Origin of the sequence: Trinickia sp. LjRoot230, from assembly GCF_964253315.1 — a bacterium.
Lineage (GTDB): Bacteria > Pseudomonadota > Gammaproteobacteria > Burkholderiales > Burkholderiaceae > Trinickia.
This window is the reverse complement of record NZ_CAXUQX020000001.1, coordinates 3,717,987-3,741,796: the sequence shown is the minus strand read 5'-3', so window position 1 is coordinate 3,741,796 and position 23,810 is coordinate 3,717,987. Positions and strand designations below refer to the sequence as shown.

The window sequence follows — 23,810 nt, the reverse complement described above, 5'->3', positions numbered from 1 at the left end:
GGATTCAGTCATGTGGCGTGGCGCCTGTATATCCAGGCAGGCTCATAGTCCGCCGTCACCACCGACAAAGTCGGAATCAGTCATGCTATCATTTCGAGATATTTGATTGGTCAACGATTGCGTCGACAAAAGATAATGGTCCATACTGCAGCCCATCATTCGAGAGGGCAGGTGCTGCCGTTCCGTGAGTCGCTGCTCGCGATGCTCGGCGTGTCTTTCGTGACGATGCTGGTCGCGCTCGATCAAACGGTCGTCGGCACCGCTTTGCCGACCATCGTCGCCGAATTGAAGGGCTTTGAACTCTACGCATGGGTGGCGACGTCTTATTTGCTGACGTCCGTCATCACCGTGCCGATCTTCGGCCGGCTCGGCGACTACTACGGGCGCAAGCCCTTCGTCATCGTTTCGATCGCGCTTTTCACGGGCGCCTCGGCGCTGTGCGGCGCCGCGCACAGCATGCTTTTTCTGGTGCTGGCCCGCGGGCTGCAGGGCATCGGCGGGGGTATGCTGGTTGGAACCGCCTTTGCCTGCATTGCCGATCTCTTTCCCGATTCGGTCGTGCGCCTGCGATGGCAGGTCATGATGAGTTCGGCGTTCGGCATTGCAAACGCGATCGGTCCGTCGCTCGGTGGGTTTCTGACTCAATACTGCGGGTGGCGATGGGCGTTCTACGTCAATCTCCCTGTCGGTCTGCTTTCGCTCGTATTCGTTTGGCGCTATTTGCCGCACATTCGTCATGTCATGCATCAAGGACGCGTGAAGCTGGATTGGGTCGGCGCATTGCTGATCGCGCTCGCGCTCAGTGCCCTGCAGCTTTTCGTCGAATGGGTCGCGCATGACGGGTTGACGCCAACCGTCGCTGCGCTGCTGGTCGTCAGTATCGCGAGCGCAGCGGCATTGCTGAAATGGGAGCGGACCACGGCGCAGCCGGTGCTGCCGCTCGACATGTTCCGCAATCGCAGTCTCGCCGCGCTTTTTGCGCTGTCGGTGCTGGGCGGCTTCACCATGTTCTCGCTGCTCTTTTATGCGCCATTGCTGCTGCAAGGCGGCTTCGGGCTTTCGCCGCGCGACGCTGGTCTGATCGTCACGCCGCTGGTCGTGTTCATCACCGTCGGCAGTATTGTGAATGGTCGCATCGTTACCCGCGTTCGCAATCCGAACGCGATGCTTTACGTCGGGTTCGTGCTGATGGCCGTGGCATGCTTTGGCGCCGTTCTCGCGACGCGCTCGATGCCGCGCGGGCTCTTGATGATGTTCATGATGTCCGGCGGACTCGGGCTCGGTTTCGTGTTGCCGAATCTGACCGTCTTCGCTCAACAGACGGCGGGCCGCGAGCACCTCGGTATCGCGACGGCGCTGCTGCAATCGTTGCGGATGATCGGCGGCATGGTCGGCACCGCGCTCACGGGCACGCTGATCACCCGCATGTATGCGCACGGCGTGCAGCACGCGCTGCGCTCGGCCGGAGCGGTATCTTGGCTCGAGCCGATGCGCGATCCGCAGATTCTCGTGAACCTCGATGCGCAGCGCGCGCTCGTGCGGCAGCTCGCGCAGGCGGGTTTCGACGGTGCATCGCTGATCGAGGCGGCGCGCGAGGCGCTCGTGGGCGCCATTCATATGGGCATTGCCGTGGCGATGGCCGTGGCGGTGTTTTCGATCTGGCAATGCCGGCGCGTGCCGCAGGTGCAGATCACGCGGGCGGCTGAGCCGGCGTCTACCCCGGCGCGCGCGCCGTAGTAGGGCCTAAATCGAGGCATGGGTGCGATGGAAGAACACGATTACGTTGCGATCGTCCAGCAGTTTGGCCGGACCTACCGGGCGTTCATGTCCGCGTTTGAGGCACACGTCGGCCATCCGATGCCGCGTTGGCGCATTTTGCGCGCGCTGTGCGCACCGCCCGGCGAATGGTCGCAAAAGCGGCTTGTCGAACATCTGCGCATCGACCCGGGCGCGCTCACGCGGCAGTTGAAGGCGCTCGAAGCGTTCGGCTGGATCGTGCGAAGCACCGACGCGCGCGACAATCGCATCACCAATGTCGCGCTGACGGCTGCCGGCGCGGGCGTCGTGGAGGAAAGCCTGCCGCGGCGCAATGCGTTCTTGCGTGAGACGATGGGCTCGCTGCCCGACGACGCGTTGACGGCTTTGTCAGCCGCACTTGGCCGGCTCGAGGCGCGCATCGGCGATGTCGCGCAAGCGGGCGGGCTCGATATGCCGCTGATCGGCGAGAACGACGCGCGCTGACACATTGACACTCGCAGCGCGCCTGCCACGCGCTTAGAACCAGGTCTCGACGACTTCGATGACGCGGTAATCGGCGTCCACCACGAGCACCTGCCGCCATTTGTCGAACGTGAGGCAAGGATGCGAGATGTCGAACGAGAGCATGTCGCCCACTTTCAGATCGGCGCCTGGCCGAATCCGCAAATACGCGTGCTGATCCATCATGCCTGTGACTTCCCAGCCTTCGTCGGCAGCGATATCGCGTGGCGCTGGCGCGCCGGGGCGATAGTGCCGCGCGGGCACGGGCATCCCGGCATCGAAGGCGGCGTCGCGCTTGCCGAAGCCGACGATCGCCCGGTCCGGCTCGGGAATCGATTGCACGTAAGCCCAGAGCTGTAGCGCCGGCAGCAGTGCTTCGCCCATTTTTCGTGCGATCGGATTGCGGGCAAGCACGCCGGCCTGAGCCTTCTTGTAGATACCGACGTCATGCGTCAAATAGCAGCCCGGACGCAGCACGACCTCGATGCTGCCGGTTCTCGATTCATGCGCGAATTCCTCGGCCACGACGTCGTACCAGGCGGAGCCCGCCCCGGACAGGATCGCCGGCGTGCGCGCGAAGCGTCGCTGCGCGGTGAGGGCGCGCGTGGTTTCGACGGCGCGGCGCAAGAACGCGCGCACGTCCGGCTCGTCCGCGAGAATCCCCTCGTACAGCTCGATGCCGGCGAGCTGCAGCGTGCCGGGATACTGCGCGATGGCCGCAAGCACCGCGTCGCGTTCGGCATCGTCGCGCACGCCGGTGCGTCCGCCCGGTACGCCGAGTTCGAGCAAGACTTGCAGCGGCTTGTGCACCGATCGAAAGAACGTGCCGAGTTGCGCCACGCCGTCGACCGAATCGACGAGGCAGAAGAATTCGAAATCGGGGTCGCTCAGCAACTCGGCGACGATCGCCATGTTGCGGCGCCCGACGAGCTGGTTCGCCATCAGCACGCGCTGAATGCCGCCCGCATAGGCGGCGCGCGTCTGGTGGGCCGTCGCGAGCGTGATGCCCCATGCGCCCGCTTGTATCTGCCGGCGAAAGAGCTGCGGCGCCATCGTCGTCTTGCCGTGCGGTGCCAGTTTCACGCCATATTCGTTCACAAAGCGCTGCATCCACATCAGGTTGTGCTCGATTCGCTCGGCGTACAGCACGGCAGCCGGCAGGCTGACGTCCTCGGCAAGCAGGTTCCACTCGAGATTGGCGGCCTCGGCGAGCGGCACGCTGGCGCTCGGCACAGTGCCGAGACCCTTGCCGTACGGGTCGATGGTGGCGGTCTGGTAGATGACTTTCATGGCGATCCTGAAAAGGGAGGCGGCCCGCCCACGATGGTACGAAGGCGCGCGCGCTTGCGCCAGCGGAAAATTGACTTCGCGTGCATCGCGCAAAACGTACGGGTACGATCGATGGCGAAGCGCGCTGCGGTGTTCGCGGCGTTTGTTTAGCGCCGACCGACAGGAGAGGTCATATGCATTCCCATCCCGAAGCTGCCGATACCTTGATTGCCGGTGCGATGCTTTATGACGGCACCGGCGCGCCGCCTGTCGAACGCGACGTCGCGTTGCGCGACGGCAGAATCGCCGCAATCGGCAACCTTTCGAACTGGATCGCGGAAGACCTGATCGAGGCCGATGGACGCGCGCTGGCGCCCGGCTTCATCGACGTCCACACGCACGACGACACGCATGTCGTCCGTTCCCCGCAGATGCTGCCGAAGCTCACGCAGGGGGTGACGACGGTCATCGTCGGCAACTGCGGCATCAGCGCGTCGCCCGTCACGCTCGCGGGCGAGCCGCCCGATCCGATGAACTTGCTCGGCGAGCGCGACGCCTTTCGCTATCCTACTTTTGCGGCGTACGTCGAGGCCGTCAATGCGGCGCAGCCGGCCGTCAACGTCGCGGCGCTGGTTGGCCATACGGCGCTGCGCAACAACCACATGGACCGGCTCGACCGCGCCGCCACGCCGGCCGAGCTCGACGCGATGCGCGCGCAACTCGAAGAAGCGCTCACGCATGGCGCGCTGGGTCTCAGTTCGGGGCTCGCCTATGCATCGGCCTATGCCGCGCCGACCGAAGAGGTGATGGCGCTGGCCGAGCCGCTCGCGGCAGCGGGCGCGCTTTATACGACCCATATGCGCAGCGAATTCGATGCCATCCTCGAAGCATTCGACGAAGCCTGTCGCATCGGCCGCCATGCGCACGTGCCGGTCGTCGTTTCCCATCTGAAATGCGCCGGCGTCAACAATTGGGGCCGCAGCACGGAAGTGCTGGCCGCGTTGGAGCATGCACGGCAGTTGCAGCCGCTCGGCTGCGATTGTTATCCATACGACCGCAGTTCGTCGACGCTCGATCTCAAGCAGGTCACGGGCGACATCGAGATTACCGTCACGTGGTCGACGCCGCACCCTGAGCAGGCCGGCAAGTGCATCTCGGCCATTGCGGCCGAGTGGGGCGTGAGCCAGCGCGAGGCGGCGCAGCGGCTGCTGCCGGCGGGCGTCATTTACCACAACATGTCAGAGGAAGACGTGCGCCGCATCCTTGCTCACCCGGCGACGATGATCGGCTCCGACGGGTTGCCGAACGATCCGTTGCCGCATCCGCGGCTCTGGGGCGCCTTCGCCCGCGTGTTGGGACATTACACGCGCGATGTGCAGCTGCTGCCGCTCGAAGAGGCGATCCGCAAGATGACCAGCCTGTCGGCACGGCGCTTCGGGCTTTACGGGCGGGGCGAAGTGCATCGCGGGTACCACGCGGACCTCGTGCTGTTCGATCCGCAGCGCGTGCGGGATGCAGCCACGTTCGAGCGCCCGCAGCAAGCGGCAGACGGCATCGACGCCGTCTGGGTCAACGGTGTGCTGTCGTATCGCGATGGTGCGTCGACGGGCCGTCGAGCCGGCCGGTTCGTCGCGCGCGAGCGAGGCGGGCCGAGCTCGCCCATTGCGGCAGGCGGCGCGCCGCACGCGTTCTGACCGGGCACGGGCGTCGGCCCGTTCCCCGGTTACCCCCGCTATCCGCTATCCGCTACTGACGTGCCGTGCGCGCGTTATCGGGCATCGGCAGATTGAAGTTCGTTCGAAACGGATTGATGTCGAGCCCGCCGCGGCGCGTGTAGCGCGCATAGACGGCGAGCTTGACCGGGCGGCATTCGCGCATGATATCGACAAAAATCCTCTCGACGCACTGCTCGTGAAACCCGGTGTGATTGCGATACGAGATGATGTAGCGCAACAGGCCAGCGTGATCGATCTGCGGACCGACATAGTGAATCTGCACGCTGCCCCAGTCCGGCTGGCCCGTCACCGGGCAATTCGACTTCAGCAGATTGGAAACCAGTGTCTCCTCGACGGGCGCTTCCTGCTGCGCGGCCGTCAGCAGTTCGGGGTCGGGGTGATAGACCTCGGCGTCGAGATCGAGCCGGTCAAGCGACAGCCCGTCCAGTTCGTCGAATTCGAGCACGTGAAATTCGGCCGGCGTCGCGAGCTTCACCGACACGCTCGCGCCGCAGGCGGCCGAGATGTCGCGCTTGAGCATATCCCGCACGGCGTCGGCTGATTCGATCGGCGTTTGCGCGAACGAGCCGAGATAAAGCTTGAACGACTTTGACTCGACGATGTTCGGCGAGTCGGCCGGCACGAAAAACGTGGCGATGGCCACTTGCGGCTTGCCGCGCGGGTTCAACCACGAGAGCTCGTAGGCATTCCAGATATCGGTGCCGAAGAACGGCAGTTGCGCGCCGATGCCGATCGTCTCGCGTGCATTATTGCGGGCGATCGGAAAGAGCAGCGCTGGTTCATAGTGCTCGATGTAAGCGGCAGGCTTGCCGAGCGGGGATTGTTCAGGCGTCATGGCGGAATTCGCGGCGTCCTCAAGCGAGAAAGAGCGGGTAGACCGGGTTGCGGCTCTCGTCCCAATACGGATAGCCGAGCGTCGAGAGAAAACGTTCGAACGTCGCGTTATCGGCAACGGGCACTTGGATGCCGACCAGAATCGAACTGTAGTCCGCGCCCTGGTTCCGATAGTGAAACAGGCTGATATTCCAGTCCGGCGCCATGGACGACAGAAACCTCATCAGCGCGCCGGGCCGCTCGGGGAACTCGAAGCGGAAGATGCGTTCGTCGTGTGCAAGCGGCGAGCGGCCGCCCACCATATAGCGGATGTGCTGTTTCGCGAGCTCGTCGCCCGTCAGGTCGACGGTGGCAAAGCCATGGCGTTCGAACGCCTGCGCGATGGCCGCCGATTCGTCGCGGCTGCGGATTTGCACGCCGAAAAAGATGTGCGCCGCCGCCGCGTCGGCAATGCGGTAGTTGAACTCGGTGACATTGCGCGCGCCGACCAGCTCGCAAAAGCGCTTGAAGCTGCCGCGTTCCTCCGGAATGGTCACCGCGAACACGGCCTCGCGCGCTTCGCCGACTTCGGCTCGCTCGGCGACGAAGCGCATGCGGTCGAAGTTCATGTTCGCGCCCGACGTGATGGCCACGAGCGTTTCGTTTTCGACGCCCGTGCGCTCGGCGTATAACTTTGCCCCCGCCACCGCGAGCGCGCCGGCCGGTTCCAGCAGGCTGCGAGTGTCCTGAAAGACGTCCTTGATGGCCGCGCACAGCGCGTCGGTATTCACGATCAGCACGTCGTCGAGGTATTCGCGGCACAGCGCGAACGTTTCGCTGCCGACGAACTTGACGGCCGTGCCATCCGAGAAAAGCCCCACGTCGGCCAGCGTGACGCGTTCTCCGGCTTCGATCGACTTGGCCATCGCGCATGAATCGTCGGTCTGCACGCCGATCACCTTGATCTCGGGGCGCACGGCCTTGACGTAGGCGGCGACACCGGAAGCAAGCCCGCCCCCGCCGATCGGCACGAAGATCGCATGGATCGGCGCCTGATGCTGGCTGAGAATTTCCATCGCGACCGTGCCTTGACCCGCAATGACGTACGGATCATCGAACGGATGCACGAAGGTCAGGCCGCGCGCCTCTTGCAGTTCGAGCGCATGCGCATAGGCGTCGCTATACGATTCGCCGATCTGCACGACCTCGACCGTCGGCCCGCCATGGGCGCGCACGGCGTCGACCTTGACCTGCGGCGTGGTCACCGGCACGACGATGACTGCCTTGACCCCAAGACGTGCCGCCGAATAGGCGACGCCCTGCGCATGATTGCCCGCGGACGCGGTAATGACGCCGCGCGAGAGCGAGTCGGCCGGAATGTGAATCATCTTGTTATAGGCGCCGCGCAGCTTGAACGAGAAGACGGGCTGGTTGTCTTCGCGCTTCAAATAGACACGGTTGGCGATGCGCGCCGACAGATTGCGTGCGGGCTCGAGCTCCGTTTCGTGCGCAACGTCGTAGACGCGCGCCGTCAGGATTTTTTTGAGATAGTCGTGGGAGGAGGGCATGAGGTGATGCGCGAAAGGGCGCTTGGCGGGCGCGGGGCCGATGCGGAAAAGGTCAATGATAGCGCCAAGTTGGGGCGTTTTTCGTCCGACGACGTCCATCCGGCCTCCAACGCCCGTTTGGCCGATGCGGTAGAATCCGATTTTGAGACCAGGACCGGAAATGCGCAGGCAACCTCGGACCGCCCGATTGGTACGTTTGGTACCCGCACCGCGAGAAATCCACCCCGCGGCTGAGCGGCACGCTCGTCACGCGCGATCGTGTCCATCCGCATGAGCCTCTGACCGCGAAGGCTCGCTTAGCGCCATGCCATGCGACGGCCCGTCGCTTCCTAAGCCCCGTTTCCAAATTGCGCGTGAGGCGCATCGCCGCGAGCGCCGCCGATAACAAGCCGGCAAGCGCGAGCCGGCCCATCGATCCGTCCGACCATGAACGCACCACTTGCATTCGATCCACACGGCCCCGCCGCCTTGGCCGCCGAACCCGAGCCGCGCCTGCGCGAGATTCCGTACAACTACACTTCGTTTTCCGACCGCGAAATCGTCATCCGGCTGCTCGGCGACGCCGCCTGGTCCGTGCTCGACGAACTGCGCAACGAGCGCCGCACCGGCCGCTCGGCGCGCATGCTCTACGAAGTGCTCGGCGACATTTGGGTCGTGCGCCGCAATCCGTACCTGCAAGACGACCTGCTCGACAATCCGAAGCGTCGCGCACTGCTGATCGAGGCGCTGAATCACCGCCTGAACGAGATCGAGAAGCGCCGTCGCGCCGATCTCGTCGAACATGACGATGACGCGGGCCTGGGGCGCGCTGCGCGGGTCGAAACGCTCGTGAGCGCGGCGCGCCGTGCTGTCGATGCGTTCGCCGGTGAATTCGCGACCATGGGCGATCTGCGGCGCCGTGCGCTCAAGGTGCTGGGCCGCTGCACGCAAAAGGACAACATTCGTTTCGATGGCCTGTCGCGCGTGTCGCACGTGACTGACGCGACGGACTGGCGCGTCGAGTATCCGTTCGTCGTACTGACGCCCGACACCGAAGCCGAAATCGCGCGCCTCGTGAAGGCGTGCTTCGAACTGGGTCTGACGATCATTCCGCGCGGCGGCGGTACGGGCTACACGGGCGGCGCGGTGCCGCTCACGCCGTTTTCCGCCGTCATCAACACGGAGAAGCTCGAGCAACTCGGCGCAGTCGAGCTGACCGAATTGGCCGGTCTGGCCCGCAAGGTGCCGACGATCTTTTCCGGCGCGGGCGTCGTCACGCGGCGTGTGACCGAGGCGGCCGAAGCGGCCGGCTACGTCTTCGCCGTTGATCCGACCTCGCTCGATGCCTCGTGCATCGGCGGCAACATCGCGATGAATGCCGGCGGCAAGAAGGCCGTGCTGTGGGGCACGGCGCTCGATAATCTCGCCTGGTGGCGCATGGTCGATCCGCAAGGCGACTGGCTCGAGGTAACGCGCCTTGGCCACAACCTCGGCAAAATCCACGACGCCGACATGGCCCGGTTCGAACTCAAGTGGTTCGACGGCGAACATGCGCCCGGCGAACGGCTCTTGCGCACGGAAACACTGGCAATCGAAGGCCGGCGTTTTCGCAAGGAAGGGCTCGGCAAGGACGTTACCGACAAATTTCTGTCCGGCTTGCCGGGCGTGCAAAAAGAAGGCTGCGACGGCCTGATCACGTCGGCGCGCTGGGTGCTGCATAAGATGCCGGCGCACACGCGTACGGTATGCCTCGAATTCTTCGGACAGGCGCGCGAAGCCATCCCGAGCATCGTCGAGATCAAGAACTATCTGTTCGAGACGGCCAAACACGGCGGCGCGATTCTCGCCGGTCTCGAGCATCTCGACGAGCGCTATTTGCGCGCGGTAGGCTACGCCACGAAATCGAAGCGCAACGCGTTTCCGAAGATGGTGCTGATCGGCGACATCGTCGGCGACGATGCCGACGCGGTGGCATCCGCCACCTCGGAAGTCGTGCGTATGGCCAACGGCAAAAGCGGCGAGGGGTTTGTCGCGATCAGCGCCGAGGCGCGCAAGCGTTTTTGGCTCGATCGCAGCCGCACCGCCGCCATCGCGAAACACACGAACGCGTTCAAGATCAACGAAGACGTGGTGATTCCGCTCGACCGCATGGGCGAATACACCGACGGCATCGAGCGCATCAACATCGAGTTGTCGATCAAGAACAAGCTGCAGCTCGTTGACGCGCTCGAGGCCTTTTTCAAGGGCGGCAAGCTGCCGCTCGGCAAGACCGACGACGCGAACGAAATTCCAAGCGCGGAGTTGCTCGAAGACCGTGTGCAGCAGGCGCTCGAACTGCTGGCGCGCGTTCGCACGCGCTGGATGTTCCTGCGCGATCACCTCGATATGCCGTTGCACGAGGCGCAGCACACGCTGGTGCAGCTTGGCTACGAGGCACTGGCGGAGAAATTCGCGGACCGCGTGGACGCACAGCCCGACACCGCCGTCTTTCACGTGGCACAGGACCGCACGGTGCGTGTGTCGTGGAAGCAGGAAATTCGCGCCGAACTGCGGCAGATTTTCAACGGCGGCGAGTTCAAGCCGATTCTCGACGAGGCGCAGGCCGTCCACAAGCAGGTGCTGCGAGGCCGCGTGTTCGTCGCGCTGCACATGCACGCCGGCGACGGCAATGTTCACACCAACATTCCGGTGAACTCCGATAACTACGCGATGCTGCAGGATGCGCACGCGGCGGTGGAACGGATCATGAAGCTGGCCCGCTCGCTCGACGGTGTGATTTCGGGCGAACATGGTATCGGCATCACCAAGCTCGAGTTTGTGGCCGACGACGAAATCGCGGAGTTTCGCGCCTATAAGGAGCGCATCGACCCCGAAGGGCGCTTCAACAAGGGCAAGCTGCTGGCGGGCGCGGACTTGCGCAATGCGTACACGCCGAGCTTCGGCCTGATGGGCTATGAATCACTGATCATGCAGCAGTCCGACATCGGCGCGATCGCCGATTCGGTGAAAGACTGCCTGCGCTGCGGCAAGTGCAAGCCCGTATGCTCGACTCACGTGCCGCGCGCGAACCTGCTTTACAGCCCGCGCAACAAGATTCTGGCGACGTCGCTGCTGATCGAAGCGTTTCTCTACGAGGAGCAAACGCGCCGCGGTGTGTCGATCAAGCATTGGGACGAATTCAACGATGTTGCCGACCACTGCACGGTGTGCCACAAGTGCGTGACACCGTGCCCGGTGGAGATCGATTTCGGCGATGTGTCGATGAACATGCGCAACCTGCTGCGCAAGATGGGCAAGAAGAAGTTCAACCCGGGCACCGCGGCGGGCATGTTCTTCCTCAATGCGACGAACCCGCGCACGATCAACCTGACACGCACGGCGATGATGGGCATCGGCTACAAGGCGCAGCGCCTGGGCAGCGATCTGCTCAAGCAGTTCGGCAAAAAGCAGACGGCCCACCCGCCGGCGACGACCGGCAAGGCACCCGTCGTCGAACAGGTGATCCATTTCATCAACAAGAAGATGCCGGGCGATCTGCCGAAGAAGACGGCGCGAGCGCTGCTCGACATCGAAGACAACAAGATCGTGCCGATCATTCGCAACCCGAAGACGACGAGCGTCGATTCGGAAGCGGTCTTTTACTTCCCCGGGTGCGGCTCGGAGCGTCTTTTCTCGCAGGTGGGCTTGGCGACGCAGGCGATGCTATGGCAAGCCGGCGTGCAGACGGTGTTGCCGCCGGGGTATCTGTGCTGCGGATATCCGCAACGCGGCGCGGGCCAATACGACAAAGCCGAGAAGATCGTCACCGATAACCGGGTGCTGTTCCATCGCGTGGCAAACACGCTGAACTATCTCGATATCAAGACGGTAGTCGTGTCGTGCGGCACGTGCTACGACCAGTTGGCCGGCTACGAATTCGAGAAGATTTTCCCTGGCTGCCGGATCATCGACATCCACGAATTTCTGCTCGAAAAGGGCATGAAGCTCGACGGCGTGAAGGGCACGCGCTACATGTACCACGACCCTTGCCACACGCCGATCAAGACGATGGACCCGGTCAAACTCGTGAACGAACTGATGGGCGCAGAGAAGGACGGCTACAAGATCGAGAAGAACGATCGTTGCTGCGGCGAATCGGGCACGTTTGCGGTCTCGCGTCCCGATATCGCCACGCAGGTGCGCTTTCGCAAGGAAGAGGAGATCAAAAAGGGCGCGGCGAAATTGCGCGCGTTGCCGATCGTCGATGCGGGGGGCGAGCGTGCGATGGGGACCATGGAAGGCGCGGCGAACGTGAAGATTCTGACGAGCTGTCCTTCTTGCCTGCAGGGCCTCAAGCGCTATAACGAAGACGCCGACATCGAGGCCGATTACATCGTCGTCGAAATCGCCCGGCAGGTGCTGGGCGAAAACTGGATGGTCGACTACGTGCGGCAGGCTAACGATGGCGGGATCGAGCGCGTGCTGGTCTAATAGCGCCGATTGACCGATGATGCGCTCGGGCCGACGCGCGAAGGAACGACGATGGACTGTGTATTTTGCCGTGAAGAAGGCGGCGTGGTGCTCTGGCAGGACGACGCGATGCGCGTCGTGCTGGTCGACGAGCACGACTACCCGGGCTTGTGCCGGGTGATATGGAATGCGCATATCGCCGAGTTCTCGGACCTCCCGGCCGCTGAGCGCGATCGACTGATGCGTACCGTGTATGCGGTCGAGCGGGCTCAGCGTAGCGTAATGCAGCCGGTGAAGGTCAATCTCGCGAGCCTCGGCAATCAGGTGCCGCACGTCCATTGGCACGTCATCCCGCGGTTTTCGAACGACCCGCACTTTCCGCAGCCGATCTGGGCGCCTCGGCAGCGCTCGGTGTCCGAGGCGCTGCTGTCGGCGCGGCGCGCACAGGCCACGCTGCTCGGCGAGGCGGTGCGCCGCGAAATCCCGGGCGCGTTGGCCTGATCCTTGCGGCCTCTTGCGGCTGTTTGCGCGCCCGGTGCATATTTCGAACGAATCCAACGAATATCGAGGCAGCCATGAGCGGACTCTCTCCCGATACGCCTCGCCCGACGGGCGTGGTCGTCCATGCCAAATCGCGCGTGCTCGAACTTCAGTACGCGGGCGGCGAGCACTATCGCGTCCCGTTCGAGTTGCTGCGCATTTATTCGCCGTCGGCGGAAGTGCGCGGTCACGGGCCGGGGCAGGAGACATTGCAAACGGGCAAGCGCGATGTGACGATCGTCTCGATCGAAGGCGTGGGCAACTATGCGCTGCAGCCGACGTTTTCGGACGGCCATTCGACGGGCATTTATTCCTGGGATCTGCTGTACGAATTGGCCACCCGGCAGGACGCGCTGTGGCGCGAATATCTCGACAAGCTTGCGGCTGCCGGCGTCGATCGCGATACGCCGATGAACGCGCCCGGCGCGCCGCAGGGTCATTGCCATTGAACGGCCCGCGTGGCGCCTCGGCGCTACATACGCTACATATCATTGAAAAAAGCGGAGGACATTCGCGATGAGCAAGACCCATTTCGGCTTCGAGACCGTCGACGAACAAGAGAAGGCCAGTAAGGTTGCCGGCGTATTTCATTCGGTGGCGGGCAATTACGATCTGATGAACGACCTGATGTCGGCCGGCATGCACCGGCTGTGGAAGCGGTTCGCGATCGCGCAGGCGAACGTACGCCCCGGTGCCAAGGTGCTCGACATCGCGGGCGGAACGGGCGACCTGGCCAAATCGTTCGCAAAAAAGGCGGGCTCGACGGGCGAGGTGTGGCTGACCGATATCAACGAATCGATGCTGCGCGTGGGGCGCGACCGGCTGCTCGACAACGGCGTCATTACCCCCGCGCTGCTGTGCGACGCCGAGAAAATCCCGTTTCCCGACAATTATTTCGACGTGGTGACGGTGGCTTTCGGCTTGCGCAACATGACGCGCAAGGAAGTGGCGTTAGCCGAGATGCGCCGCGTGCTCAAGCCCGGCGGCCGCGTGCTCGTGCTCGAATTTTCGAAGGTGTGGGAGCCGCTCAAAAAGGCCTACGATGTGTATTCGTTCAAGGTGCTGCCTTGGCTCGGCAACAAGTTTGCGAACGATGCCGAAAGCTACCGCTATCTGGCCGAGTCGATCCGCATGCATCCGGATCAGGAAACTTTGAAAACAATGATGAAACAAGTGGGCTTCGATGCCGTCAAATATTACAATTTGTCAGCTGGCGTGGTAGCCTTGCATGTGGCGACGAAGTACTAGTTTCGCTAAACAATTGTTTTTATAAAGGATTATACGATGACCGATGCGCCTGCCTTACCTTCCAAATCACTTTCAAGGTCTCTGGCGAAGCGAATCGGGCTTGCCGTGGTGGTCGCCATGGTCGCCGTAAGCACCGTTGCTTCGCTCGATGCGCACGCCAAGCGGCTCGGCGGCGGGCGCACGATCGGGCGGCAGCCGCAAACAACGCAAACCGCGCCATCGGCCACCAATCAGCAATCCACCCAGTCGTCGTCGATGCAATCCACTCAGCCGTCTCGGGCTCAGTCCACGCAGCCGGCTGCGGCTCAGCCGTCCGCGCGTTCGCGCTGGCTTGGGCCGATCGCCGGCCTCGCCGCGGGGCTCGGTATCGCGGCGTTGCTGTCGCACTTCGGCCTCGGCGGCGCGTTTGCCGGCATGATGGCCAATGTCATCGTCATCGCGCTGCTGGCAATGGCCGGCATCTGGATCGTGCGCAAGCTGATGTCGCGCGGCCGACAAGGCGCCACGCCCGCGTACGGTGCGGCTGGCATGCCGGGCTCGGCACGGGTCGACATGCGTCATTACGATGCACCGAGCGATGCACCGCGCATGCAAGCATCGGAGCCGGCCACGTTCGGCGGCGCTTCGGCTAATACCGGCGCATTTGGCGCATCCGCTGGGGCGGCAACTGCGCAAGCTCTGCCCGCCGGTTTCGATGTCGATACGTTCCTGCGCCATGCGAAGGTCAACTTCGTGCGCCTACAGGCCGCTTGGGACGAGGGCAACCTCGCCGACATTCGCGAATTCACCACGCCCGAGATGTTCGCCGAGCTGAAGGTGGACATCGACGCCCGCAAGGATCGCGATCAGACAGACGTCGTCCAGCTAGACGCCGCGTTGCTGGGCGTGGAAGACCGAGGCAGCGAGCATTCGGCGAGCGTACGCTTTAGCGGGCTCATTCGTGAGGCGCCCGGCGCATCGGCGCAACCGTTCAACGAGATCTGGACGCTGTCGAAGCCGGCCAAGCCGGGCGAGGGCTGGGTGCTCGCCGGTATTCAGCAGACCGCGCTTCACTGAGCGCTGCGCGCGATCCGCCGCCGCACGGCGGATGCTTCATCGCGTGCACGTCTGTCGGCGGCGCACGCGCGAACGGACGTTACAATAGTCGCCCGCGCAGGTACCCGCCTGCGCGGGCTTTCTATTTCGAGCTCGATGATTCTCGCAGCCAAGCCCCTCGCCACCGCCGTCAACCATCTGCTCGCTCGCGAAACGTGGGCCCGCGAACGCCTTGCGCCCTACGCCGGCAAGACGGCCAAGCTCGCTTTTTCCTCGCTGGCGTTCACCCTGGTGGTGCTGCCAGAGGGCTACCTGAGCGCAGTCGACGAAATCGAGGTGCCGTGCGCCGACGTTTCGATCTCCGTGCCGGCCGAGGCGCTCGCGGCTTTCATGCAAGGCGGGCAGGCCGCCGTGATGAAGCACGTGAAGATCGATGGCGATGCCGAATTCGCCACGCTGCTCGGCAAGCTCACCGAGCATCTGCGCTGGGAGCCGGAAGAGGATCTCGCCCGCCTGCTTGGCGATGCGCCGGCTCATCGTGTCACGGCGCTCGTGCACACGGTCGGCGCACACGTGGCGCGCACGGGCCGCAACGTGCGCGACTCGGTCGCGGAATATCTGCTCGACGAGAATCCGCAGCTCGTGCGGCGAACATCGCTCGAGCTTTTCAATACCGAACTCGCGCGCGCGCGCGATGCTTTGGCGCGCATCGAAAAGCGTGTCGAGCGTCTCGAAGCCAGAGGCGCTCGCGTTGCGGCAGCGCCGCGCGGCACCCGTTAGGCCACCGGATTTACCATGCGTTTTCTGCGCCTGATCAAGATCGCTTTCACCGTTATCCGGTTCGGTCTCGACGAGATGATGCTGAGTCGCATCACCGACCGCCGCGTGCGGCTGCTGTTGCGAATTGGCACGATCGGCCGCCGCTTCAAGGTGCCGCCCGCGGTGCGGCTGCGGCTCGCGTTGGAGAGCCTCGGGCCCATCTTCGTCAAATTCGGCCAAGTTCTCTCGACGCGGCGCGATCTGCTGTCGGCCGAGGTCGCCATCGAACTCGCCAAGTTGCAGGACCAGGTGCCGCCGTTCGCGTCGGATGTCGCCATCGAGATTATCGAGAAATCGCTCGGTGCCAAGGTCGATGTGCTGTTCGACGAATTCGAGCGCGTGCCGGTGGCCAGCGCATCGATTGCGCAAGTGCATTTCGCGAAGCTGCGCACCGGGCAGCATGCGGGCAGGCCGGTCGCCATCAAGGTGCTGCGCCCGAATATGCTGCCCGTCATCGATTCGGATCTGGCGCTGCTGCGCGACATCGCTGTCTGGGCCGAGCGGCTCTGGGCCGACGGAAAGCGGCTCAAGCCGCGTGAGGTCGTTGGCGAATTCGACAAGTATCTGCACGACGAGCTCGATTTGATGCGCGAGGCCGCCAACGGCAGCCAGTTGCGCCGGAATTTCGCGGGGCTCGATTTGTTGCTCGTGCCCGAAATGTATTGGGAGTTTTGCACGCCGACCGTGCTCGTGATGGAGCGCATGGTCGGCGTGCCGATCAGTCAGATCGAGACGCTGCGCGAGGCGGGCGTCAACATCCCGAAGCTCGCGCAACAGGGCGTGGAGATTTTCTTCACGCAAGTGTTTCGCGACGGGTTCTTCCACGCCGACATGCACCCGGGCAACATCCAGGTGAGCCTCGATCCCGCGCATTTCGGGCGCTATATCGCGCTGGACTTCGGGATCATCGGGGCGCTGTCCGATTTCGACAAGAATTACCTGGCACAGAATTTCCTCGCTTTCTTCAAGCGCGACTATCATCGTGTCGCGACGCTGCATCTGGAGTCGGGCTGGGTGCCGCCGTCCACGCGGGTGGAGGAACTCGAGAGCGCGATCCGGGCGGTGTGCGAGCCCTATTTCGATCGCGCGCTCAAGGACATTTCGTTGGGCCAAGTGCTGCTGCGGCTTTTTTCGACGTCGCGGCGCTTTAACGTCGAAATCCAGCCGCAGCTTGTGCTGCTGCAAAAGACGATGCTCAACGTGGAAGGGCTCGGGCGCTCGCTCGATCCGGAGCTCGACCTTTGGAAGACGGCCAAGCCCTACCTCGAACGCTGGATGAACGAGCAGATCGGCCTGCGCGGCTGGTACGAGCGGCTAAAGTTCGAAGCGCCGCAGTGGAGCAAGACGCTGCCGCAATTGCCGCGCCTCGTGCACAAGGTGCTCTCCGACCGGCATGATGGCAGCCGGGGCGCGCAAGACGCGCTGATGCAGATGCTGCTCGTCGAGCAGCGCCGCACGAACCGGCTGTTGCAGGCGCTGTTGCTGTTCGGAGTGGCGGTGGGCGTCGGCGCCGTTGTGATGCGGTCCTGGCTCGTGCTGGCTTACGGTGGGTAGGCGCGGGCGGTCCCAAAGGAGAGCGACATGACCGAGCCGAAACCCCCGGCCACTGCGCCGTCGTTCGATACGCGCGACCCGGCTAGCCCCGAGTTCTGGGACGAGCGCTTCCACAAACATTTCACGCCTTGGGACCAGGGCGGGGTGCAGCAGTCGTTTCGCGCATTCGCTGCGCGCACGGAGCCTTGCCCTGTTCTGATTCCCGGGTGTGGCAGCGCGCACGAGGCACGCTGGCTCGCCGAAGCGGGCTGGAACGTGCGAGCAATCGACTTTTCGGCCGACGCTGTAGCGGCTGCCCGTGCACTGATGGGCGCGCGGGCACCGCTCATCGAGCAAGCCGATTTCTTTGTCTACGAGCCGCCGTTCCTCCCGGGCTGGATCTATGAACGGGCGTTTTTGTGCGCGCTGCCGCCCGCGCGTCGCGCTGACTACGCCGCGCGCATGGCGCAGCTGCTGGCGCCGCAGGCTATGCTAGCCGGCTACTTTTTCCTCGGCGCAAGCCCCGGCGGGCCACCGTTCGGCATCGAGCGCGCGGAACTCGATGCGCTGCTCGCGTCGCATTTCGAGCTGATCGAAGACCTGCCCGTGGATGACTCACTACCTGTCTTTGCCGGGCGCGAGCGCTGGTTGACGTGGCGCCGCCGCTAAAGCGGCGCGTCGCCGAATGGCGACATTCGCGGCATTGATGCCGGCGACCCTTGAATTCGGCGCTGCCGCCCTCATCTCGACACCGCGCAGGGTCGGCGCCAGTCATTCGGGCGCCGGCCGATTGCGGCTATAATTCAACGCTTTGCAAGCATTGAACCGTTTTTATCGGAATTGCCGGGAAGAGAATCATGCCCATCTACGCTTATCGTTGCGAATCGTGCGGATTTGCGAAAGACGTCCTTCAGAAGATGAGCGATGCCCCGCTCACGCAGTGCCCCGAGTGCCAAGCCGAGGCGTTTCGGAAGCAAGTCACGGCCGCGGGTTTTCAATTGAAGGGCTCGGGATGGTATGTCACGGATTTCCGTGGCGGCAACAGCGGCGCGGCGAGCGGCAAAAAGGATGCGGACGACGCGAAGCCTGCTGCCGCTGCGGGTGCGACCGCCGATACCGCGAATTCGAACGGATCGAACGGTTCGACGGGCGCGACGGGTTCGACGAGCGCAGCCAACTCGTCGACGACGGCGAGCCCCGCGGCGCCAGCTTCCACCGCGGCGGAAACTTAACCGGCCCCGGCTGTTTGGACGAAGCGCGGCCCGTATCGCGGCTGGCGCGGCGTCCGGGCGCCGTCACAGAGCGGCCGCCGACGAAGACGGTGCGCAAGCCGCATCGAATCTCCCCTGCGGTTTTCTGGCGGTATACATGAAAAAGACGACGCTCAAATCCGTATTTCTCACCGGCTTGCTGGTTCTCGTACCCTTGGCCATCACGCTGTGGGTACTGGGCCTCATCATCGGCACGATGGACCAGACGCTGCTGTTGCTGCCGGCCTCGTGGCAGCCCGAAAAGCTGTTCGGCTTTCGCCTGCCCGGCATCGGCGCCCTGCTTACGTTGGCGTTTATCTTCGCCGTCGGGCTCTTCACACAGAACTTCGTCGGGCAAAAGCTTGTCACCTGGTGGGACGCGATCGTCCGACATATTCCGATCGTCGGCCCGCTGTATACGAGCGTGAAGCAAGTGTCCGACACGCTGCTGTCGAGCAGCGGGAATGCCTTTCGCAAAGCGTTGCTGATCGAATATCCGCGTAGCGGTTGCTACACAATCGCTTTTTTGACCGGCGTGCCGGGCGGCGACGTCGTCAACCATCTCCGGGAAGACCACGTGAGCGTCTATGTGCCGACGACGCCGAACCCCACGTCCGGTTTTTTCCTGATGGTGCCGAGAAGCGAAGTGGTCGAACTGGATATGTCGGTCGACGCGGCGCTCAAATACATCGTCTCGATGGGTGTGGTCGCTCCGGCGGCCCCGAACACCGTCGCCGCGCCAGTGCGCCGGCCCGTTGAGCCGCCCCTTTAATGCCGGGCGCGGGCGTTACGCCCGCGTCCCGCTCATTCATACAAACGATAGACGAACACCATGTCGATGAGATCTGAATATTGCGGTCTGGTGACCGAACACTTGCTGGGCCAAACCGTTGCGCTGTGTGGCTGGGTGCATCGCCGGCGCGACCACGGCGGCGTCATTTTCATCGATTTGCGCGATCGCGAAGGGCTGGTTCAAGTCGTCTGCGACCCCGACCGCGCCGAGATGTTTAAAGCGGCCGAGGGCGTGCGCAACGAATTTTGTGTGCGCGTCGTGGGCGTCGTGCGCGATCGTCCCGAAGGGACGGTCAACGCCGGCCTCAAAAGCGGCAAGATCGAAGTGCTTTGCCATGAGTTGACCGTACTCAACGCATCGGTCACGCCGCCGTTTCAGCTTGACGACGACAACCTCTCAGAAACGACGCGTCTGACGCATCGCGTGCTCGATCTGCGTCGTCCGCAGATGCAGCACAACCTGCGCTTGCGTTATCGCGTCGCGATCGAAGTGCGCAAGTATCTGGACGCGCAAGGTTTCATCGACATCGAAACGCCGATGCTCACCAAGAGCACGCCGGAAGGGGCGCGCGATTACCTGGTGCCGTCGCGTGTGAACGCCGGGCAGTTCTTTGCACTGCCGCAATCGCCCCAGCTCTTCAAGCAGCTGTTGATGGTGGCCAACTTCGACCGCTACTACCAGATCGTCAAGTGCTTCCGCGACGAAGATTTGCGTGCCGACCGCCAGCCCGAATTCACCCAGATCGACTGCGAGACGTCGTTCCTATCGGAGCAGGAAATCCGTGATCTGTTCGAGAAGATGATCCGGCACGTGTTCAAGGAAACGATCGACGTCTCGCTCGACGAGCCGTTCCCCGTCATGCAGTACAGCGAGGCGATGGCGCGGTTTGGATCGGACAAGCCGGATTTGCGCGTGAAGCTCGAGTTCACCGAGCTGACCGACGCGATGAAGGACGTCGACTTCAAGGTGTTCAGCGCACCGGCCAACACGAAGGATGGCCGTGTGGCGGCGTTGCGCGTGCCGAAGGGCGCGGAACTCTCGCGTGGCGATATCGACGGGTATACGGAATTCGTGCGTATTTACGGCGCGAAGGGACTGGCGTGGATCAAGGTCAACGAGGTGGCCAAGGGACGCGACGGTCTGCAAAGCCCGATCGTGAAGAACCTGCACGACGCCGCGATTGCCTCGATCCTCGAACGTACCGGTGCGCAGGATGGCGACATCATTTTCTTCGCGGCCGATCGCGCGAAAGTCGTCAACGACAGCCTCGGCGCACTGCGCCTCAAGGTTGGCCATTCCGAATTCGGCAAGGCGAACGGCCTGATCGAGCACGGCTGGAAGCCGCTGTGGGTCGTCGATTTTCCGATGTTCGAGTACGACGAGGAAGAGGCACGCCACGTGGCCGCGCATCACCCGTTCACGAGCCCGAAAGATGAACACCTCGAATATCTCGAAACGGATCCGGGCCGTTGTCTCGCCAAGGCATACGACATGGTGTTGAACGGCTGGGAGATCGGTGGCGGCTCCGTGCGGATTCATCGCGAGGAAGTGCAAAGCAAGGTGTTCCGCGCGCTGAAGATCGACCCGGAAGAGGCCCGCGCCAAGTTCGGCTTCCTGCTCGACGCGTTGCAGTATGGCGCGCCGCCCCATGGCGGGATTGCATTTGGCCTCGATCGGATCGTGACGATGATGGCGGGTGCCGATTCGATTCGCGACGTCATTGCGTTCCCGAAGACGCAGCGTGCGCAGTGTTTGCTCACGCAAGCGCCGAGCCCTGTCGACGAGCGCCAGTTGCGAGAACTTCACATCCGGCTGCGCCAGCCCGACCAGCCGAAGGCGTAATTAACGTAATAAGCAGGCTGTCGCTCCCAGGCGGTATATCGGACAAAAATAGGCGCCCATGCGCCTATTTTTGTCTGGAATCGAAGCCGAAGCGTTGGAAGATCATGCCAAAACCCCCGAAGATTCCGGAGTCTGTTCTCGTTGTTGTCCATACACCCCAGCTCGATGTACTGATCATCGAGCGTGCCGATCGGCCTGGTTTCTGGCAGTCCGTTACCGGCTCGAAGGACCGCATCGACGAGCCGCTCGTCGAGACCGCAGCGCGCGAAGTTGGGGAGGAAACGGGGATCGTCGTGGGCAGCCCCACTCTACCGGTAAGTGCACTCATCGATTGGGGGGAGCACATCGAGTACGAGATCTACCCGATGTGGCGCCATCGTTATGCCGAAGGGGTGAGCCGCAACATCGAGCATTGGTTCGGCCTCGAAGTGCCGCACCGCGTGAAAATCACGCTCGCGCCGCGCGAACATACGGCCTATCTGTGGTTGCCTTACGAGCAGGCGGCGGCGCGCTGTTTTTCGCCGTCCAATCGCGACGCGATTCTGCAACTGCCGCGTCGTGTGCGAGCGCGCGGCGCATGAGCCGGCGCGGCCCGAGCCGTCTCGCGCGCTTTGGTGCCGCGCTCGTTTCCCGCCGGCATTCGATGCGGCTCGCGTTCACGGCCGGTAACGACGTCCGTCTTTTCAGCACGGGCGACGATTACTTCGCCGCGCTTGTCGCGCATATCGACGCCGCCCAATACGAGGTGGCGCTCGAGACCTACATTTATTGCGACGACGCCGCTGGGCGCCCGATCTCGGAAGCGCTGATGCGCGCGGCAAGGCGCGGCGTGCGAGTGCGTGTGATTACCGACGGCATGGGTACCGGTTGGCTGCCCGTTTTTGACGAATGGCGAGCCGCCGGTGTGCAGCACCGAATTTACAATCCGCATCTTTTTGGCCGCTTCGGATTTTCGCGCACGCATCGCAAGATCGCCTTCGTCGACGATCGCGCCGCGTTTTGCGGCGGCATCAACATCGTCGACGATTACGACGCCAACGGACTGCGCCTGCCGTTTGCCCGCTGGGACTTCGCGCTCGAGGTGCGTGGCCCCGTGCTCGCGCAGATCCGCACGGCTTTCGATGCGCAGTGGCGACGGATCATCGCCGCGCACCGGCTTCCCACGCTGAGCGCGTGGCGCGCCAGCGCCAGGGTGCCGCCGGCACCGCGTTCGAGCGATGCCCTTGCTCGTGGTGGCCGCGGTGGCCAGCGCGGCGCGCCGGCCGCACGAGGCGAGCCCGCAATGGCTTTTATCGCTCGAGATAACCTCGTGAACCGGCGCGCGATCGAAAAGGCTTACTTGGTGGCGATAGGCCGTGCGCGCCACGAGATCCTCGTCGCCAACCCGTACTTCATGCCAGGGCGCAAAATGCGCCGGGCGCTGATCCGCGCGGCACGGCGCGGCGTGGTCGTGCACGTGCTGGTCGGCCGTAAGGAATTCGTCGCCCTCGATCACGCCGTGCGCTATCTCCATCGCGCGCTGTTGACGGCCGGCGTGCATATCGCCGAATACGAAAAGACGATGCTGCACGCCAAGGTTGCAGTCGTGGACGCGCAGTGGGCGACGGTCGGCTCCTCGAATCTCGACGCGCTCAGCCTCGTGCTCAACAATGAAGCGAACATCGTGCTCGTCGAGCACCCCGAGATCGGTTTGCTGCGCAGCGCCATGCTGGCCGCGTGCGCCGACGGCCGGCCGATCGACCCCGCCCGCTATGCGGCGCGCCGCTGGCCCGAGCGGCTCGTGAACTGGCTCGCCTACGCAGCCTATCGGACGCTGATGAAGCTCCTCACGAGCGGGGGCTACGATTGAACTGACGGTGCGCCCGGTCACCGGGCAGGGCAATCGGCGAAAGCCCTCTACCCTTGTACTCGCGAATGGGGCAAGAATGGAGGGCCGGTTAGATACGGCTTTCTAATAAAGTCCTTGTTTCCGGTGCGGTCGCGCTCAATAATAGTACGGCCGTTCTATTTTGGTGGTTCGGTCATATAAGAACGGTATAAGGCCATGCGAAAAGGTGAACAGACGCGCGCCGCGATTCTCGATGCAGCGCTGGACTTGGCGAGCCGCGATGGGCTCGAAGGTCTGACGATCGGTCTTCTGGCCGAGCGCATGCAAATGAGCAAGAGCGGCGTATTCGCGCATTTCGGCTCGCGCGAAGATTTGCAGGTGGAAGTGGTGCGTGAGTACCACCGCCGGTTCGAAGAAGAAGTCTTCTTTCCGAGCCTGCGCGAGCCGCGCGGATTACCGCGTTTGCGTGCGATGTTAAGCCGGTGGATCGAGAAGCGCATTCAAGAAGTGAGGACGGGATGCATCTATATCAGCGGGGCCGTCGAATACGACGATCGCGGCGACAACCCGGTGCGCGAGCAGTTGGTGGCGAGCGTCTCCACTTGGCGTGCCGCGTTACTGCGCGCCATTTCGCAGGCTATGGAGGAAGGACATCTGCGCGCGGGCACCGATCCGAACCTGATGCTCTTCGAACTGTATAGCTTCACGCTTGGCCTGCATCATGACGCACGTTTTCTGCATCTTCCCGATGCCGTGCGCCTGACCTGGGCCGCGCTGGAAAAGACGATCGTTTCATATCAAAGCGAAAACCGTTAGCGGGGCGCTGTTGGCACCCGCCCATCAGACGGA

Annotated in this window: 20 protein-coding genes; 17 read left to right on the top strand and 3 right to left on the bottom strand. The window is 63.5% G+C overall.

The features are described 5' to 3' along the window. Window positions 1–132 precede the first annotated feature (132 nt). Together ACSQ20_RS17055 and ACSQ20_RS17050 are read left to right on the top strand one after the other, a co-directional pair. Entirely contained in the window at window positions 133–1,737 is a 1,605-nt protein-coding gene (locus tag ACSQ20_RS17055) for an MDR family MFS transporter (protein ID WP_436023194.1), read from the top strand. Window positions 1,738–1,764: 27 nt separating this feature from the next. Continuing rightward, window positions 1,765–2,241, top strand: coding sequence for a MarR family winged helix-turn-helix transcriptional regulator (locus ACSQ20_RS17050; protein WP_436021987.1), 477 nt, complete (start codon window positions 1,765–1,767; stop codon window positions 2,239–2,241). Window positions 2,242–2,274: 33 nt separating this feature from the next. Here the strand turns inward: ACSQ20_RS17050 and ACSQ20_RS17045 are convergent, their stop codons facing one another. Beyond that, the gene (locus ACSQ20_RS17045) at window positions 2,275–3,549 is read right to left on the bottom strand and encodes an amino acid deaminase (RefSeq protein ID WP_436021985.1); all 1,275 of its coding nucleotides are present in this window, start codon (window positions 3,547–3,549) and stop codon (window positions 2,275–2,277) included. A gap of 173 nt (window positions 3,550–3,722) precedes the next feature. Here ACSQ20_RS17045 and ACSQ20_RS17040 point away from each other — a divergent pair, with 173 nt between their 5' ends. Beyond that, entirely contained in the window at window positions 3,723–5,222 is a 1,500-nt protein-coding gene (locus ACSQ20_RS17040) for an N-acyl-D-amino-acid deacylase family protein (RefSeq protein WP_436021983.1), read from the top strand. A gap of 52 nt (window positions 5,223–5,274) precedes the next feature. Here the strand turns inward: ACSQ20_RS17040 and queF are convergent, their stop codons facing one another. Beyond that, window positions 5,275–6,099, bottom strand: coding sequence for an NADPH-dependent 7-cyano-7-deazaguanine reductase QueF (queF, locus tag ACSQ20_RS17035; protein ID WP_436021981.1), 825 nt, complete (start codon window positions 6,097–6,099; stop codon window positions 5,275–5,277). A gap of 19 nt (window positions 6,100–6,118) precedes the next feature. Continuing rightward, on the bottom strand, window positions 6,119–7,645 hold the full coding sequence (gene ilvA / locus ACSQ20_RS17030; RefSeq protein WP_436021979.1) for a threonine ammonia-lyase, biosynthetic: 1,527 nt from the start codon (window positions 7,643–7,645) through the stop codon (window positions 6,119–6,121). 426 nt (window positions 7,646–8,071) lie between these two features. Between ilvA and ACSQ20_RS17025 the strand changes: the two genes are divergently transcribed. From ACSQ20_RS17025 to ACSQ20_RS16960, 14 genes are all read left to right on the top strand, one after another. After that, window positions 8,072–12,094: a DUF3683 domain-containing protein gene (locus ACSQ20_RS17025; protein ID WP_436021977.1), complete on the top strand. Its 4,023-nt coding sequence runs from the start codon at window positions 8,072–8,074 to the stop codon at window positions 12,092–12,094. 51 nt (window positions 12,095–12,145) lie between these two features. After that, the gene (locus ACSQ20_RS17020) at window positions 12,146–12,574 is read left to right on the top strand and encodes an HIT family protein (RefSeq protein WP_436021975.1); all 429 of its coding nucleotides are present in this window, start codon (window positions 12,146–12,148) and stop codon (window positions 12,572–12,574) included. 74 nt (window positions 12,575–12,648) lie between these two features. Beyond that, window positions 12,649–13,062 carry a gamma-butyrobetaine hydroxylase-like domain-containing protein gene (locus ACSQ20_RS17015; protein WP_436021973.1) on the top strand — a complete coding sequence of 138 codons (414 nt, stop codon included), beginning with the start codon at window positions 12,649–12,651 and terminating at the stop codon, window positions 13,060–13,062. 67 nt (window positions 13,063–13,129) lie between these two features. Beyond that, window positions 13,130–13,861: a bifunctional demethylmenaquinone methyltransferase/2-methoxy-6-polyprenyl-1,4-benzoquinol methylase UbiE gene (ubiE, locus tag ACSQ20_RS17010; protein ID WP_436021971.1), complete on the top strand. Its 732-nt coding sequence runs from the start codon at window positions 13,130–13,132 to the stop codon at window positions 13,859–13,861. A 36-nt stretch (window positions 13,862–13,897) separates the two neighbouring features. Continuing rightward, the gene (locus ACSQ20_RS17005; RefSeq protein ID WP_436021969.1) at window positions 13,898–14,917 is read left to right on the top strand and encodes a TIM44-like domain-containing protein; all 1,020 of its coding nucleotides are present in this window, start codon (window positions 13,898–13,900) and stop codon (window positions 14,915–14,917) included. 135 nt (window positions 14,918–15,052) lie between these two features. Then, window positions 15,053–15,676: a ubiquinone biosynthesis accessory factor UbiJ gene (locus tag ACSQ20_RS17000; RefSeq protein ID WP_436021967.1), complete on the top strand. Its 624-nt coding sequence runs from the start codon at window positions 15,053–15,055 to the stop codon at window positions 15,674–15,676. Window positions 15,677–15,691: 15 nt separating this feature from the next. Further along, window positions 15,692–17,269, top strand: coding sequence for a ubiquinone biosynthesis regulatory protein kinase UbiB (gene ubiB, locus ACSQ20_RS16995; protein WP_436021965.1), 1,578 nt, complete (start codon window positions 15,692–15,694; stop codon window positions 17,267–17,269). 27 nt (window positions 17,270–17,296) lie between these two features. Further along, the gene (locus ACSQ20_RS16990; RefSeq protein WP_436021963.1) at window positions 17,297–17,917 is read left to right on the top strand and encodes a methyltransferase domain-containing protein; all 621 of its coding nucleotides are present in this window, start codon (window positions 17,297–17,299) and stop codon (window positions 17,915–17,917) included. 188 nt (window positions 17,918–18,105) lie between these two features. Continuing rightward, window positions 18,106–18,480, top strand: coding sequence for an FmdB family zinc ribbon protein (locus ACSQ20_RS16985; protein ID WP_436021961.1), 375 nt, complete (start codon window positions 18,106–18,108; stop codon window positions 18,478–18,480). Between the two features lie 136 nt (window positions 18,481–18,616). Then, on the top strand, window positions 18,617–19,270 hold the full coding sequence (locus ACSQ20_RS16980; protein ID WP_436021959.1) for a DUF502 domain-containing protein: 654 nt from the start codon (window positions 18,617–18,619) through the stop codon (window positions 19,268–19,270). A gap of 60 nt (window positions 19,271–19,330) precedes the next feature. Beyond that, window positions 19,331–21,133, top strand: a complete 1,803-nt coding sequence (aspS, locus tag ACSQ20_RS16975) for an aspartate--tRNA ligase (RefSeq protein ID WP_436021957.1) — start codon at window positions 19,331–19,333, stop codon at window positions 21,131–21,133. Window positions 21,134–21,237: 104 nt separating this feature from the next. Then, window positions 21,238–21,714 (top strand): dihydroneopterin triphosphate diphosphatase, encoded by a 477-nt coding sequence (nudB, locus tag ACSQ20_RS16970; RefSeq protein ID WP_436021955.1) that lies wholly within the window; start codon window positions 21,238–21,240, stop codon window positions 21,712–21,714. Beyond that, a complete protein-coding gene (locus ACSQ20_RS16965; RefSeq protein ID WP_436021953.1) occupies window positions 21,711–22,982 on the top strand; it encodes a phospholipase D-like domain-containing protein in 1,272 nt (423 codons plus the stop codon). The genes nudB and ACSQ20_RS16965 overlap by 4 nt, the downstream gene beginning before the upstream one ends. A 195-nt stretch (window positions 22,983–23,177) precedes the next feature. Next, entirely contained in the window at window positions 23,178–23,777 is a 600-nt protein-coding gene (locus ACSQ20_RS16960) for a TetR/AcrR family transcriptional regulator (protein ID WP_436021951.1), read from the top strand. Window positions 23,778–23,810: the final 33 nt, after the last annotated feature.